Annotated in this window: 15 protein-coding genes; 7 read left to right on the top strand and 8 right to left on the bottom strand. The window is 58.0% G+C overall.

All coding sequences use genetic code 11. The features are described 5' to 3' along the window. The first annotated feature begins 38 nt into the window (after window positions 1-38). Window positions 39-716 carry a dienelactone hydrolase family protein gene (locus AC1RQB_RS00415; protein WP_063343198.1) on the top strand — a complete coding sequence of 226 codons (678 nt, stop codon included), beginning with the start codon at window positions 39-41 and terminating at the stop codon, window positions 714-716. 45 nt (window positions 717-761) lie between these two features. Here AC1RQB_RS00415 and AC1RQB_RS00410 read toward each other — a convergent pair whose 3' ends face one another. Both AC1RQB_RS00410 and AC1RQB_RS00405 read right to left on the bottom strand, forming a co-directional pair. Further along, entirely contained in the window at window positions 762-1187 is a 426-nt protein-coding gene (locus AC1RQB_RS00410) for a potassium channel family protein (RefSeq protein WP_008070896.1), read from the bottom strand. A 112-nt stretch (window positions 1188-1299) separates the two neighbouring features. Further along, the gene (locus AC1RQB_RS00405) at window positions 1300-2220 is read right to left on the bottom strand and encodes a universal stress protein (RefSeq protein WP_008070895.1); all 921 of its coding nucleotides are present in this window, start codon (window positions 2218-2220) and stop codon (window positions 1300-1302) included. Window positions 2221-2538: 318 nt separating this feature from the next. On the opposite strand from AC1RQB_RS00405, the gene AC1RQB_RS00400 reads away from it, so the two are divergent. Both AC1RQB_RS00400 and AC1RQB_RS00395 read left to right on the top strand, forming a co-directional pair. Further along, a complete protein-coding gene (locus AC1RQB_RS00400) occupies window positions 2539-2775 on the top strand; it encodes a universal stress protein (protein WP_063343199.1) in 237 nt (78 codons plus the stop codon). A 2-nt stretch (window positions 2776-2777) separates the two neighbouring features. After that, on the top strand, window positions 2778-3695 hold the full coding sequence (locus AC1RQB_RS00395) for a universal stress protein (RefSeq protein ID WP_063343200.1): 918 nt from the start codon (window positions 2778-2780) through the stop codon (window positions 3693-3695). A gap of 86 nt (window positions 3696-3781) precedes the next feature. Here the strand turns inward: AC1RQB_RS00395 and AC1RQB_RS00390 are convergent, their stop codons facing one another. Together AC1RQB_RS00390 and AC1RQB_RS00385 are read right to left on the bottom strand one after the other, a co-directional pair. Continuing rightward, window positions 3782-4327, bottom strand: coding sequence for an Hsp20/alpha crystallin family protein (locus tag AC1RQB_RS00390; RefSeq protein ID WP_008070889.1), 546 nt, complete (start codon window positions 4325-4327; stop codon window positions 3782-3784). 145 nt (window positions 4328-4472) lie between these two features. Then, the gene (locus AC1RQB_RS00385; RefSeq protein WP_063343201.1) at window positions 4473-5369 is read right to left on the bottom strand and encodes a DMT family transporter; all 897 of its coding nucleotides are present in this window, start codon (window positions 5367-5369) and stop codon (window positions 4473-4475) included. 88 nt (window positions 5370-5457) lie between these two features. On the opposite strand from AC1RQB_RS00385, the gene AC1RQB_RS00380 reads away from it, so the two are divergent. The 4 genes from AC1RQB_RS00380 (at window position 5458) to mqo (ending at window position 10408) form a co-directional block, all read left to right on the top strand. After that, a complete protein-coding gene (locus tag AC1RQB_RS00380) occupies window positions 5458-6789 on the top strand; it encodes an aminotransferase-like domain-containing protein (RefSeq protein WP_063343202.1) in 1332 nt (443 codons plus the stop codon). Between the two features lie 315 nt (window positions 6790-7104). Beyond that, window positions 7105-7674, top strand: coding sequence for a YceI family protein (locus AC1RQB_RS00375; RefSeq protein ID WP_063343203.1), 570 nt, complete (start codon window positions 7105-7107; stop codon window positions 7672-7674). A gap of 59 nt (window positions 7675-7733) precedes the next feature. Continuing rightward, entirely contained in the window at window positions 7734-8444 is a 711-nt protein-coding gene (locus tag AC1RQB_RS00370; protein ID WP_063343204.1) for a GNAT family N-acetyltransferase, read from the top strand. Between the two features lie 317 nt (window positions 8445-8761). Beyond that, window positions 8762-10408, top strand: a complete 1647-nt coding sequence (gene mqo, locus AC1RQB_RS00365; RefSeq protein ID WP_063343205.1) for a malate dehydrogenase (quinone) — start codon at window positions 8762-8764, stop codon at window positions 10406-10408. Between the two features lie 219 nt (window positions 10409-10627). Here mqo and AC1RQB_RS00360 read toward each other — a convergent pair whose 3' ends face one another. The 4 genes from AC1RQB_RS00360 to AC1RQB_RS00345 all read right to left on the bottom strand — a co-directional run bounded on the left by AC1RQB_RS00360 (window position 10628) and on the right by AC1RQB_RS00345 (window position 13686). Further along, entirely contained in the window at window positions 10628-11074 is a 447-nt protein-coding gene (locus AC1RQB_RS00360) for a MarR family winged helix-turn-helix transcriptional regulator (protein WP_008070874.1), read from the bottom strand. Further along, window positions 11067-11555: a P-loop nucleotide/nucleoside kinase family protein gene (locus tag AC1RQB_RS00355; RefSeq protein WP_063343206.1), complete on the bottom strand. Its 489-nt coding sequence runs from the start codon at window positions 11553-11555 to the stop codon at window positions 11067-11069. Before AC1RQB_RS00355 ends, AC1RQB_RS00360 begins: the two co-directional genes overlap by 8 nt. Before the next feature lie 615 nt (window positions 11556-12170). Beyond that, window positions 12171-13151 carry an AraC family transcriptional regulator gene (locus AC1RQB_RS00350; protein ID WP_063343940.1) on the bottom strand — a complete coding sequence of 327 codons (981 nt, stop codon included), beginning with the start codon at window positions 13149-13151 and terminating at the stop codon, window positions 12171-12173. A 157-nt stretch (window positions 13152-13308) separates the two neighbouring features. Further along, window positions 13309-13686 carry a LysR substrate-binding domain-containing protein gene (locus AC1RQB_RS00345; protein WP_241824509.1) on the bottom strand — a complete coding sequence of 126 codons (378 nt, stop codon included), beginning with the start codon at window positions 13684-13686 and terminating at the stop codon, window positions 13309-13311. Window positions 13687-13731: the final 45 nt, after the last annotated feature.

Here is a 13731-nt window from a genome sequence, read left to right as displayed (position 1 = left end):
AGACGTCGGCTACCCACAGGCTGGAGAAGAGGATTGAAATGATTGAAGCTCGCTATCGAAAGCTGGACCTGGGGGAGGTGGCGCTGTCTGCCGACTTGCGTCTGCCCAAGAACGCTGTCGGCCTGGTGGTCTTCGTCCATGGCAGCGGCAGCAGTCGTTCAAGCCCGCGTAATCAACAAGTTGCCGAGTCTTTGGCCAGGCGGAGGCTGGGCACATTACTGTTCGACCTGCTCACGGAGCCAGAGCAACACCTGGATAATCAGACCCGGGAGCTGCGTTTCGACATCGAGCTGCTTTCCAGACGACTGGTGAAGGTGATCGACTGGATTGGCCGGGATGCCGAACTGCAACGGCTTCGGATCGGATTGTTCGGCGCCAGCACCGGTGCCGCTGCGGCGCTAATGGCAGCGGCCGAGCGTGCGGACCGGGTGCATGCCGTGGTGAGCCGAGGAGGGCGGACAGACCTTGCGGGCGCGGCGCTGGCCCGCGTGGAGGCACCGACTCTGCAGATTGTCGGTGAGCAGGATCCGGTGGTGCTCAATCTTAATGTGCAAAGCAGTCATGCCTTGCAGTGTGAGAAACGTCTGGAAGTCGTGTCAGGCGCTACGCATCTTTTTGAAGAAACAGGCGCGCTTGAAACAGTCGCCAGGCTGGCTGGCGACTGGTTCGAGCGGTATCTGCACGGTAGTCGTCCAGCGTCGACCCCCACCGTCTGATGCTTGTCATACGCCAAATGGTCCGTGCAAGGGAAGGAAGGCGGGTTATTTGCGCTTCCAGTACTTCTGCATTTCGATAAACAGAAAGGATGCTGTCCAGGTGATGAGTACCAGACCGGTCAGGGCCTCCAGACCCGTCAGGTACTTGAGGTTGCCCACGGGTGAAATATCGCCGAAACCGATTGTCGTGTACGTGGTGAATGAAAAGTACACGCAGTCCATCAGTGAACCATCGAAGTTGCCAATCAGGTTGCCCCATTCTCCGGAGCGCACCATCAGGTAATAGACCAGCGCGAAGCACCACACCTCTATGGCATGGGCCAGCAAAGCACCGAACACCCCGACGACAATCCTGAAGCGGCTCCAGAGTTTAAGCCTCGGCAACCAGTCATTGAGGCGTAACAGGCATTCGTAGTGGATTACCACTGCGACGATCACCACCAGCGTATTGATCAATGTGACCGCGAGCATCATGCACCTGTGAGTGTGTCCGGCTATCACTAACCGGTCATTAATTGGCAAAAATCAGACCCCCACGGTCATAACGCCAGAGACTGTCATCACAGCCTGTCGCAGCGTCCCTCTACAGATCTTCAGGTGAAACCACCCATACACTGCACGGCATTTTGTACAGCAGATGCTCCACGGTGCTGCCCACCAGTCGACCCATGCCACGATGGCCGACCCGGCCCATGACAATCACATCGACGTTGTACGCATCGGCGTAATGGGTAAGGACCTTGGCCGGGTTGCCCATGATCATGTGCTGTTGCTCCGGCGCAATACCGTTGCGTTCGGCCAGTTCGCGGAAGGCATCGGCTTGTGCGTCGAACAGTGTCTTGGCTTTGCCTGAAGAGAAAAACGTCGAGCTGTTGTCGAAATCGAACTCGTCCGCGCTGATCGATGACAGGTCATGGGCATAGATAACATCGAGCTCGGCGTTGCAGGTACTGGCCAGTTTTGACGCCTCGCGCACAATCCTGTCGTTGAAATCCTTGTACTGAGTATTGCTGTGGAAGGGGTCGACCGCGGCGACGATCTTGCGTGGCAACGCGTGCTGCACATGGCTGACAAAATGCAGCGGAACCGGGCATTCGCGCAGCAGATGAATATCCAGGGGCGTGAACATGATCCGTGACAGCAGCGACTCGTACTCCAGGGCCTTGATCAGGACTGCCATCGGCTGTTCTTTGAGGTGAACGAGGATTTCCTGCAACGGTCTTTCTACCCAAACCACCTCAGTGGTGACAGGCACACCGATTTTACGCAAGGGACGGGCCTGTTCTTCGAGCCATTGGCGATGGCGCTCGACATACCCGAGCCGCATCTGCTCCAGCACTTGTTCATTGACCAGGCTGGCCGTTGCCAAACCTTCCAGGTAATCGAAGGCGACGATGTGCAGGGCCGCGCCCGCGGCCTTGGCCAACGCTGCGGCCCGATCGAACGCGGGGCTGTTTTCCATGAGCGGCGAGACGAGCAGCATGAAGCGTAATTGCTCAGACATGACAAAACTCCTGTTAAAAACTGCGGAAACACCTGTGCTCCATGGCACCCATGCGTTTGGGCACCTAGGCCCTGTTTTTATCCTGTCACTGACGGGGGGAACGGGATTGATCTTTATCAACCTGGCGAGTGATGCAGCATGCGCCCCGACGTGTGGTGGGGGGCGTTGTAGAGTCGCTTTCGGGTTTGTTTCCAGCAAACTGACGATTCAGAAGAACGGTCGACCCTATAGCTGACAAAGATCAAATCCCTCGGTTCTGAAGCGCTCACTCTGTGGTTCTACCCATTGCATCGAGATGGCCGTACGCCGAGGTGCCCTATGTCGCAGACACAGCGTTTACTGTTGATCGCTCCTTGCGCCATGACTCGTACTCCGGCGTTCGACCGGGCCGCCATGTTGGCCCGCGCGATGCAATTGCCGCTGCACATTGTGAAGGGAACGGTGCAGCACACAGGGTTGAACAGGCTATTGGGAACCATTGCCGAACAGCTCTTGCATCGAGCGCCTTGCAGTGTGCTGGCGATCAAGTCCGGCAGGATGTTGCAAGGAGAGTAGAGGTGAAAATTCAACGCCTGCTATTGATTGCCCCGACCGAAATGGTCCGCACCCCGGCTTTCGATCGGGCGCGAGCCCTGGCCTGTGCAACCGGTGCAATGTTGCACATCGTCGCTTTCGATCATGTCCAGGCACTGGCGGTGGCCGGCCTGTTTGACCACGACGCGATGGCCCAGGCGCGGGAAGGTTACTTGCAGGTGCATCGTCACTGGCTGGAGCAGCAAGCCCGGTTTCAACGATGCGAAGGGTTGCAGGTGACCACTGAAGTAGTCTGGGCCAGACCGAGCCTGGCGCATTTGCTTGAGTACGTGAATGACTTCCATGCGGACCTGGTGATCAAGGACACACATCGCGTGTCGGCACTCGATCGCGTCTTTCACCGGCCTCTGGACTGGCAGTTGCTGCGCAACTGTCCGGCCCCTTTGCACCTGGTCACCGATGCTGCAAATGCAAACCCGTTGAGCATACTCGCCACCGTCGACCTGTCCCATCTGGAGGCGCTGACCCAAGGGCTTAATGACCGGATTCTCGACCTGGCCTCGACGCTGGCTGAATCCTGCGGCGCCACCTTGCACCTGCTCAATGTCGACGGCTGGTCGGAGTTGGGGGAGTCTGAGGTGAACGTGCCGACAGCGACACTGGATGGCAGTTTGAGAGACGCGGTCATCGATGCTCAGCTGGAGGCCTTCGAGGTGCTTGCCGAGCGCTATGGAATCGAGAAACAACAGCAACATCTACTGCCTGGGATTCCCCCTGAGGTGATCGCACATTTTGCACAACAACATGCCTTCGACATGGTAGTACTGGGGACAACCTACCATCGCGGGATCGATATTTTCATCGGCAGTACGGCCGAAAGTGTGTTGAACCGGTCGCCCTCCAGTCTGACGATCGTCAAGCCATTGCCCCGGGTCGACTGACAGGTTCTGCCTGGCGCCCTCGCGACCACAAAAAAAGCCCCTGGCCGGTTTCCCGGCAAGGGGCTTTCTGTCGCGCGAAGGGCGATTCAGCTTGATTTGATTTGCACCTTTTTGTCCGCGTTCATGGCTTCGGGCTTCTTCGGCAGCGAAATACTCAGCACACCTTTACTGAAGTTCGCTTCGATCTTGTCGGCATCGACGCCTTTAGGCAGGCTGAACGCCCGCTGGAAGGAGCCATAGTGACGCTCTGACAGGTGATAGCCCTTTCTTTTTTCTTCCTTGTCCTCTTTCTTTTCACCCTTGATGATCAGGTTGCCATTGGACAATTTGATGTCGATATTTTCCTGATCCATGCCCGGCAGTTCGGCGGTGATTTCGAAGCTTTCATCCTTCTCGGTAATGTCCACCGCAGGCAGGCTGCGGCCGATAAATTCCCGACTCCAGAACGGTTCGACATCGAACAGCCCACGCCGGAAAGGGGTCAACCCCGAGCCACGATTGAAGTCTTCGAACAGGTGATCGACCTGCTGGCGCAGTCTTTCCAGGGGCCGCCAAGGGTCTGCCACCGTCGGTTGCTGATCGGTTTTTTCGCCGTCGGTCTGCACCGGCATTTTCTTCTCGAAATTGGCCATTTTTCATTCCTCCTATCGAGCACTGCGGTGGGCCGGGAACGTCTCGGAGGCCGGTCCACCACGACAGATTCAGGCCTTACCTTAAAAGGTTAGTATTCCTGCGGCCGCCAGGCCAACCAACAGTCGGTTTCTGGCGGCGAGCCGTCTATCTCGAGAACTTGCGCGCACCGATCACGCAAAGAATCACCGCAACAGTCACACCCAACATGCCAAGGCTGACCTGCTCATGCAGCAGCGTGGCCGCCAGCGCCAGGCCAAAAAACGGCTGTAGCAGCTGAAGCTGACCGACGGCGGCAATCCCGCCCTGGGCAAGCCCGCGATACCAGAACACGAAGCCGAGAAACATGCTGAACAGCGAAACATAAGCCAGGCTGAACCAGGCGGTCGGGGTGATTCCCGAGAGCGAAGGCGGGGCCAGGAACCAGGTCAGCGGGACCATGACGGGCAGCGACAGCACCAGGGCCCAGGAAATCACCTGCCAGCCGCCCAGTGTTCTTGAAAGCTTCGCGCCTTCTGCATAGCCCAATCCGCAGGCGAGGATGGCCAGCAACATCAGAATGTCCCCCGCAGGCGAAGCGCTCAGGCCTTGGGAAACGGCAAACCCCACCACCAGCAGGCTGCCCAACACCGAGAAAAACCAGAACACCGGCCGGGGACGCTCGCCACCGCGCCAGACCCCGAAGGCTGCCGTGGCGAGGGGCAACAGGCCAACGAAGACAATGGAATGCGCAGACGTCACATACTGAAGTGCCAGCGCAGTCAGCAGCGGAAACCCGAATACAACGCCCAAGGCCACGATTGCCAGGGAGAGAAGCTGACTCTTGGCTGGCCGTTTTTCGTTGAAAAGCAGCAGCATGCATAGCGCCAGAAGGGCAGCGATACTGGCTCGGGCAACCGTCAAAAAGACCGGGTCAAACTCCAGAACGGCCACCCGTGTCGCGGGCAGCGAGCCGCTGAAAATGAGCACGCCGATGAACCCGTTGAGCCAGCCGCTCGCGGTCTTTTCCGTGGTGTGGGTTTGCAGATTCGATGTGCGTTCCATTGAGAACTCCCTTTATGCCGGTTGCATGGGAGGCATCCTATGGACGAAACTCAATACAATCAAAATATTGTCATGGATACACTTGCGCATGCCTCGTTCACGCTACAAATCACTGGTGGATGAATTTGCCGCGGACATCCGCTCAGGACGACTGTTGCCAGGCACGCGCCTACCGACCCACCGCCAGTTGGCGGCAACGCAAGGCCTGGCGCTGGTGACGGCTAGCCGGGTTTACGCGGAGCTGGAAGCCATGGGCCTGGTCAGCGGGGAAATGGGGCGGGGCACCTTTGTGAGGGAAACTTCGTGGTCGCCGGGCCAGAGTATTGACCAGCATAGCGTTGCCGCCGGCATGACGGACCTGAACTTCAACTATCCGGCGCTTCCCGGGCAAGCAGAACTGCTACGAAATGCCCTGCGCCAGCTCGCATCAGCCGGCGATCTGGAATCGCTGCTGCGCTACCAGCCACACGCGGGGCGCCTGCATGAGCGTGCCTCTGTGGCGCGACATCTGCGCGTCCGAGGCCTGGCGGTTGAGGCGGAGCAGGTGCTGATCGTCACCGGTGCCCAGCAGGGGCTGGCCGTGACCATGATGGCGCTATTGCAACCCGGTGACGTGATTGCGGCGGATGCCTTGACCTATTCAGGATTCAAGGCTCTGGCCGACTCACTGCACCTTGAAATCGTGCCCATTCCGGTGCTCGATCATGGCCCTGATCTGGAGGCACTGGAAAGCCTGTGCCGGCACAGGCGCGTACGGGCCGTGTACACGATGCCGACCCTGCACAATCCGCTGGGATGGGTGATGAGTGCCGATCAACGCGACTGTCTGGTGACGATTGCGCGCCGACATGGGCTATTGATCATCGAGGACGCCGCTTACGCCTTCCTGGCAGAGAATCCCCCCGCACCGCTGGCGGACCTCGCCCCTGAGAGAACGGTGTACGTATCAGGCCTCTCCAAGAGCGTGGCCACCGGACTGCGCGTCGGCTTCGTCGTCGCCCCCCTTCAACACGTGCCCGCGCTGGAGCGCACGATCAAAGCGACCACCTGGAATACCCCGGGCGTGATGACAGCGATCGCCACTGCATGGCTCGATGACGGCACCGTCATGCAACTGGAAGCCGAGAAGCGCCAGGACGCGCAAGCGAGGCAAGTCGTGGCCGGCGAGGTACTGGCGGGGTTGCGCTGCATTCGCCATCCCTCGTCGTATTTTCTTTGGCTGCCGTTGTCGGAAGACGCAAGGGCCGATCAGATCGCCATGGCGTTGATGCGCGAAAACGTCTCGGTTTCCACCGCCGAACCGTTTGCCACCTCAGTCAACGTCCCGCATGCGTTTCGTCTGGCGCTGGGCTCCGTGGAGATGGGCGCATTGCGCGAGGCGCTGGAAAAAGTGAAGTGGATGATTGGGGCTTATTCGTAATAAGCCGCTACGCAACCCTCGTAGCAGCTGGCGAAGCCTGCGTTCGCCCGTAGCAGCTGTCGAGCCCCGGCGAGGCTGCGTTCGGCTGCGAAGCAGTCGTGAATCCGGCTGACGCGGTCTACCTGATGTACCGCAGTTTCTGATTTTACGACTGCTTCGCAGCCGAACGCAGCCTCGCCGGGGCTCGACAGCTGCTACAGATCGCATTTATCCCCGGACCTAGCGTAACCAACGATTATTTGCTTAAGTCCAGCTATCGCAGCCACGTCGGTGCGGTACTTCAACCCCTGAAGGGCGCTTCAACCGGAGAATCCCATGACCCCTCGATTCCCGCGTTTCGCCGCATTGCTCGCCATCCTCCTGGTCGGCACCTTGCCCTGCGCCCACGCCGTCGAATACACCCAGGTGAACACCACCGCCAGCAAGATCTCGTTCACCTATAACCAGTTCGGCTCCAGGGCGTACGGCACCTTCGGCAAGTTCGACGCCACGCTCGATTTCGACACGGCGAATCCCTCCGCGGCCCACGCCAAGCTGACCATCGACCTTGCCAGCATCGACGCCGGGGGTAGCGACGCCAACAGCGAGCTGCAAAAGCCTGCCTGGTTCAACACGGCGGAGTATCCGGTGGCGACCTTTGAATCGACCGGGGTGAAAGCACTGGGCAATCACCGCTACCTGATCACCGGCAACCTCACGCTCAGGGGCATGACGCGCGAGTTGCAGGTCAAGGTATTGCTGAAGCCGGAGAAGGGCATCGGCCTCTTCGATGGCGACATCATCGTGAAACGCAGGGACTTCAAGATCGGCGAAGGGGAGTGGGCGGACAATGTTGTCTCCAACGACATCAACATCCGCTTCCGCATCGTCGCGCCCGAGCGTTGATTTTCCTGCGAGGGCTCGATCTGTGACAATAGCGGGCTTAACCCGGAGTCTAAAACGCAATGCCCCAGCTCACCCACTTTGCCACCCCATGCCCAGAGCCCATCAACAGCCAGATTCTGCAGATGGTCGTCGACAATTTAACCGACATCAGCATGGTGGGCATCGCGCCGAGCAACCCGTTGTACAACGTCTATCAATACGCGGTGGGCTATGAGGTTCATCTCTACCTCGAAGCGCTCAGTGGCGCCAAAGGCATTGCGGTCGAACTGATCGTCGCCACGGACGATGAAGACCCTGAGCAGGTCATCGGCTTTCTGCTGTACCTGCCGGTCAAGGACGATCCCGAGGCGTGCGGCGTGGCGTACATGGCGGTGCAGGCCAGCCAGCGGCGGCGGGGCGTTGCCCGGGCGATGCTGCAAGACATGCTCGATCGCTACCCGCATGCCGAACTGACCTGCACCGTCGCCAAGGTGCCCTGGTTCGAATCGATGGGCTTCCAGGTGCTGGGCGTGCGCGGCACTCAGGTGCTGATGAACACCCGTGATCACGGCACCGAAGGCTTGATGGGCTTACTGGATGTCACATCTATCTACAGTTCTCTGGAGGTGCGGCAGATACATACGTACCTGCTGCAGAAACACGGCAAGCGGGCGATGATCGATGCAGAGAAGCAACGGGACCGGCATCTTGACCAAATGACGCGTAACGCCAAGGCGTTTGTGCTGGATCGTTTGAGCAAAGACGCCGGGCGCGGGTCTCGTCCCGACTAGACTGTTGAGTCCTTTCGGGCGCGCAGGCTGGCCGAGGCGTGATATTCTGTCGCATTAACTTGGTTTGACTTATTCGGTTCGTACGTCCACAGACGTCCGACAGAATCAATGTCGCTCAAGTAACTGAGCCAATAATGATAAAAAGTCAGTGCACGAGGGACATATAACTGAGGTCGATGGAGACACGTCGGCCTTGTGTGCCCACCTTCAAATCCTTGTAGATGCAGGAACCCACGGCACGCTGCCTGCGTACCCGTACTCTTGGGTTGCTCATGTTGAGGATTGAGGGCGGATGGCGTTTATCATAGGTGCTACAGATGTTTAAGAAACTGAACACGGCCCTGCTGGGGCTGGCTTTGTCGATGGGGATCACGTCCGCCTACGCGGAAGAGGCAAAGAAAGTCGATGTGCTGCTCATTGGCGGCGGCATCATGAGTGCAACGCTGGGTGTCTGGCTCAATGAGCTGGAACCTGGTCTGTCGATGGAAATGGTCGAGCGCCTCGACGGCGTCGCCCAGGAAAGCTCCAACGGCTGGAACAACGCCGGTACCGGTCACTCCGCCCTGGCCGAGTTGAACTACACACCGGAAGACGACAAAGGCAACGTCCAGATCCCGAAAGCCGTTGAAATCAACGAAGCCTTCCAGATCTCCCGTCAGTTCTGGGCCTGGCAAGTTCAGCAAGGCGTGCTGAAGAACCCGCGTTCGTTCATCAACTCCACTCCGCACATGAGCTTTGTGTGGGGCGATGACAACATCAAGTTCCTGAAGAAGCGCTACGAAGCCCTGCAAGCGAGCCCGCTGTTCGCCGGCATGCAGTACTCCGAAGACCCGGCTGTCATCAAGAAGTGGGTTCCGCTGATGATGGAAGGGCGTGACCCGAACCAGAAAGTCGCGGCCACCTGGAGCCCGATCGGTACCGACGTCAACTTCGGCGAGATCACCCGCCAGTTCGTCGCGCACCTGCAAACCACGCCGAAATTCGACTTGAAACTGTCTAGCGAAGTGCAAGACATCACCAAGAACGAAGACGGCAGCTGGCGCGTCAGCTACAAAAACCTGAAAGACGGCACCAAAACCGAAACCGACGCCAAGTTCGTCTTCATCGGCGCGGGCGGCGGTGCACTGCACCTGCTGCAGAAGTCCGGCATTCCTGAAGCCAAGGAATACGCAGGCTTCCCGGTTGGCGGCTCGTTCCTCGTGACCGAAAACCCGACCCTGGCCGAACAACACCTGGCCAAGGCCTACGGCAAAGCTTCCGTTGGCGCACCGCCCATGTCGGTTCCGCACCTGGACACCCGTGTCCTGGACGGCAAGCGCGTCATCCTGTTTGGCCCATTCGCGACCTTCAGCACCAAGTTCCTCAAAGAAGGCTCGTACCTGGACCTGCTGACCACCACGACCACGCACAACGTGTGGCCAATGACCAAGGTCGGCATCAAGGAATACCCGCTGGTCGAGTACCTTGCAGGCCAACTGATGCTGTCTGACGAAGACCGCCTCAACGCCCTGAAAGAATACTTCCCGAACGCCAAAGCCGAAGACTGGCGCCTGTGGCAAGCCGGCCAACGCGTGCAAATCATCAAGCGTGATGAAGCTGCCGGTGGCGTGCTGAAGTTGGGTACCGAGATTGTTGCCTCTGCCGATGGCTCCATCGCTGGTCTGCTGGGCGCATCGCCAGGTGCATCGACTGCCGCACCGATCATGCTGACCGTGCTGCAGAAAGTGTTCAAGGACAAGGTTGCCTCGCCAGCCTGGCAGGAAAAGCTGCACCAGATCGTGCCTAGCTATGGCACTCAGCTGAACAGCAACCCTGCGAAAGTGGCTGAAGAGTGGGCTTACACCTCCAAGGTGCTGGAGCTGACTCCACCGCCGGCGATTGGTCAGGTGGCGGCTCCGGCTGCTGCTCCGGCTGCTCCTGCCAAGGCGCCGAAGGCTAATGCTGCGACGGATATGGCTTTGTAAGTAGAAGCGTAATCGCAAAGCCCACTGGATCGGTGACGGTCAGTGGGCTTTTTTGTGGGGGAGTGGTTTTTAAGGGGCAGATTCATTTCGGCCGACGTGTCAGCTTTCGGCCAAAAACGGACCTTGAAGCGGGAAAAATACGGTGCTCAAACCGCCTACATGCCGTCGGATGCTTCTCGGTTACCCGAGTGCATATGCGTAACTTGTCTTAGCGACCTATCACTCTCTCGCGGCGGTTGGCTCAAGGGTGACGGTCATCTCGCCGAAGATGGCTTGGTAAGCTTCCTGGCACGAACTCTCGGCAGTCAGCACCGCGTCGTCAACGAGCTGCGCGCCCGCGGGGGTTAAGCACGCATAACCAACGCGCGCATCGCGGGGATCGCTTTGGCGAGATACCCAACCTATTTTTTCCAAGGGCAGAAGGGACTTGGTTACGGCTGATGCGGTTAAGCCCATGCACTCTGCCAAATCTGCACGACGAAGCCTGCCGCCGTGGGCTTGCTTAAGATGATGCAGAATCATGAAGTCGCTAAAGCTCAACCCATGCACGGCGGAGAGTTTGGCGTCGATACGCCGAGTGGCGGCAGTGTATGCCCGGGATATGCGGATATAGCGTTCAAGTGTTGAGGGCGAAGTGCCTTCCGCACCCGGTGTGTAGTCATACATTGCAACACTCCTTCAGTTCGGATGGGGATGGGTGTTCAAAGCGTGCGTCCATGGCCTCGAACATTTGGGCCGTTATTTCGAACGAATAGCCCGCGCCTTTTTCCAGGTTTCGTTGCAATACGCGCTCACGGCGTAGCGGCTTATCGGCATTTACGAAGTGGCTAAGCACCTCATAGCCCGCGTTGTGGGCCTGCAGTCGGATTTGAGTGCGGTCTGCTTTCGTCATAAAGCCTTGATCCAGCACCACGTCCTTGCCCGACGCTAGAACCTGCACGCACGTTTCCCATATTTGCGCCTCGCAACGTCTAACACGGGGAAGCACCCATTCCAGGCTAAGGGGCTGAGGCAGATCTGGGCCGTATAGACGCTGCATCCATTCATCAATCGAGAAGCTGACAGCGTTTAGCTGGGCCGTTATCTGCCGAGCTAGTGTCGACTTACCGGCCCCGAGAGGGCCGAAAATAATGTGTACGGCGTTCATTTGTCACCTTGTTTCCAGATACTTTACCTATACAGTATCTAGACGTAAGACTAGCGTTGTCAATCCACAGAACGTTTTGAAAAAACTGCTTTCCTGCAAAGTGGTAAGTGAACAGTGATTCGACCAGACGCTGCCCCACACCTTAGATGATGGGCACCTTTGAGATCGGCGCAATGTGTAGCGAGGACCATAAAGGCTGCTTTTGGCCCAGAGTGTGTAAAAACGCTTCGCCCAAAATTGAAGTGTGCGCGTCTACGTTAAATCTGAAATTTATCGGCACGTCAGCAGATGTGGATTTCGCGTAGAAGCGCGATTTCCAGTCCAGTGTTGAGTACCTGTCGCACTCAAAAACGTTTTTACACACCCTCGGCCCATAGCTGCCGGTCGTGATCGTCCGCTTTAGGCCGTAAAACATTTCGAGTGAAGAGAATTAACTCGTCTGATTTTCACCTGTGCAGCTAGATCAAGGACGGACTTTAACGAATGCGTCTTTAGGGACATGGGCTCTTATCTTTTGCTCGATTTTGCGTATAGCCATGCCGCTGCATGGCATAACGGTGGCTGGTGAATGCGGTTCACTCACGCCCCTAAACGAGGCGGCACACGGGAGTTGCGTTACAGCGCCCGCACTGGAATGCAGATGTCGCAGCTTAACTCACCGGTTTGGAGGTCAAGTGCCGTGGGCGCAGAAAACATCTCGAAGCAAGGCCGGTCGTCGCATTGCAGTCCGCTGGACGGCATCCATTCACGCGTCAGCCACATCCAGGCGTTAGCTAAATTCTCAACTTTCCCTTTGAAACTCGCTACGGCATAACGGCCGCCCGGCAGAGCTTGAATATCTGCCTGGCCGCTAGCAACAAAATGCGCGGGTACTTCGACGCAAGCGTCATAGCGGCACTTGTTGGCTGGCGTGAGAGACGGGTCGTCATACGCTATGCCATAACACGTTTCATCACTGAGGCCATTTGAGTGCATCCACGGCGCAATGGCTCCGCGCCAAAATTCGCCGATGGCGGGCCCATATGGACCGATCAAACGTTGATACGCGACGCGTGCTTTTGGTAAATCAATGATACGTACATCCATGGCAATTTCTTCCGCTAGCCGATAAGAGACGTCAGATTCGCCGAGCGCGCGCTCGTCTTCCTGATGGATATTGCCGAAGACCTGATCAGGATTGCTCTCTTGGCTGCCTGGTTGCTGTCCGATCGCGGCTGCCTGCGTTTTCAGCCGCTGAAGAGTCGTGGAGCGCCAGGCCGATGGCGTGCAGCCGAATTTGAGTTTGAAGGCTCGCGCAAACGCTTCGCCCGAATGGAAGCCGGTGGCCAACGCTGTTTCAAGTACTGTTTCATTGCTACCGCAGGACATCCGGAAGGCCGCCTTCTCGAGCCGTCGACGCTGCGCATAGCTGCCAAGCGTTTCGCCCATCCATGCGGCGAAAACTCGATGAAAATGGAAACGCGAGAAATTGGCGATGTCGGCCAACTGCGCGCCATCCAACGGCTGATCGAGGTGAGCATCGATGTAGTTGAGTACACGATTTATCCGTCGCGTGTACTCAGCGCGGGATGTTTGCGCGGAAGATTTGGTCATCATGTTAGGTAAATCACCGTTCATGTGGCTGTTGAGCCGTTGAGTTCCTGCGACTACCGCAGCGCGTCCTATTCTGCCAAAAAGTTTGAGTGCCCGCTCCCGGCCGACTGCTGCCCTTCCTGACAGGCAGAATTCGGTGGCTTCTATCAAACCAGCGGACTCACCCGCATCCCCCGCGCCGGGGCATCCAGCAACTTGGCTCCACCATAAAATCAATCAGCCTCCGCATCGACGGCAGCAGCCCATGCCTGCTCGCGAACACGGCGTAGATCATTTCAGTCCTTGGCGCCCAGTCAGGCAAAACCACCACCAGTTGCCCCCGATCAATGTAGTCATGCACCAGGGGCATAGGCATCTGTGCAATGCCGACGCTGTCCACCGAAGCGCATCGCAGCATCGGCAGTCCCTTGGTGATGAGTTGCGGACGGTGTTGAATCGTGAATTCCACGCGATCCTGATGAAACAACGTCCAGCTGTAATCACGTTGCGGACTGCCGTGATGGACGCTGGGGAAGCGTGACGGGTGTTCCGGTTCCAGGGGTTCGCAAATGGGCTGCCCGGCTTAATGTCGCGTTGGTTGTTG

This window comes from Pseudomonas sp. GW822-FHT02E03 (assembly GCF_058802325.1).
The sequence above is the reverse complement of the archived record's forward strand: the minus strand, read 5'-3'. Positions and strand labels throughout refer to the sequence as shown.

Coding starts and splice junctions, on each gene's coding strand:
- AC1RQB_RS00385 (WP_063343201.1), bottom strand. CDS start 5,369: ATGGAACGCACATCGAATCTGCAAACCCACACCACGGAAAAGACCGCG.
- AC1RQB_RS00355 (WP_063343206.1), bottom strand. CDS start 11,555: ATGAACGCCGTACACATTATTTTCGGCCCTCTCGGGGCCGGTAAGTCG.
- AC1RQB_RS00415 (WP_063343198.1), top strand. CDS start 39: ATGATTGAAGCTCGCTATCGAAAGCTGGACCTGGGGGAGGTGGCGCTG.
- AC1RQB_RS00370 (WP_063343204.1), top strand. CDS start 7,734: ATGCCCCAGCTCACCCACTTTGCCACCCCATGCCCAGAGCCCATCAAC.
- AC1RQB_RS00390 (WP_008070889.1), bottom strand. CDS start 4,327: ATGGCCAATTTCGAGAAGAAAATGCCGGTGCAGACCGACGGCGAAAAA.
- AC1RQB_RS00410 (WP_008070896.1), bottom strand. CDS start 1,187: ATGCTCGCGGTCACATTGATCAATACGCTGGTGGTGATCGTCGCAGTG.
- AC1RQB_RS00400 (WP_063343199.1), top strand. CDS start 2,539: ATGTCGCAGACACAGCGTTTACTGTTGATCGCTCCTTGCGCCATGACT.
- AC1RQB_RS00375 (WP_063343203.1), top strand. CDS start 7,105: ATGACCCCTCGATTCCCGCGTTTCGCCGCATTGCTCGCCATCCTCCTG.
- AC1RQB_RS00380 (WP_063343202.1), top strand. CDS start 5,458: ATGCCTCGTTCACGCTACAAATCACTGGTGGATGAATTTGCCGCGGAC.
- mqo (WP_063343205.1), top strand. CDS start 8,762: ATGTTTAAGAAACTGAACACGGCCCTGCTGGGGCTGGCTTTGTCGATG.
- AC1RQB_RS00405 (WP_008070895.1), bottom strand. CDS start 2,220: ATGTCTGAGCAATTACGCTTCATGCTGCTCGTCTCGCCGCTCATGGAA.
- AC1RQB_RS00350 (WP_063343940.1), bottom strand. CDS start 13,151: ATGATGACCAAATCTTCCGCGCAAACATCCCGCGCTGAGTACACGCGA.
- AC1RQB_RS00360 (WP_008070874.1), bottom strand. CDS start 11,074: ATGTATGACTACACACCGGGTGCGGAAGGCACTTCGCCCTCAACACTT.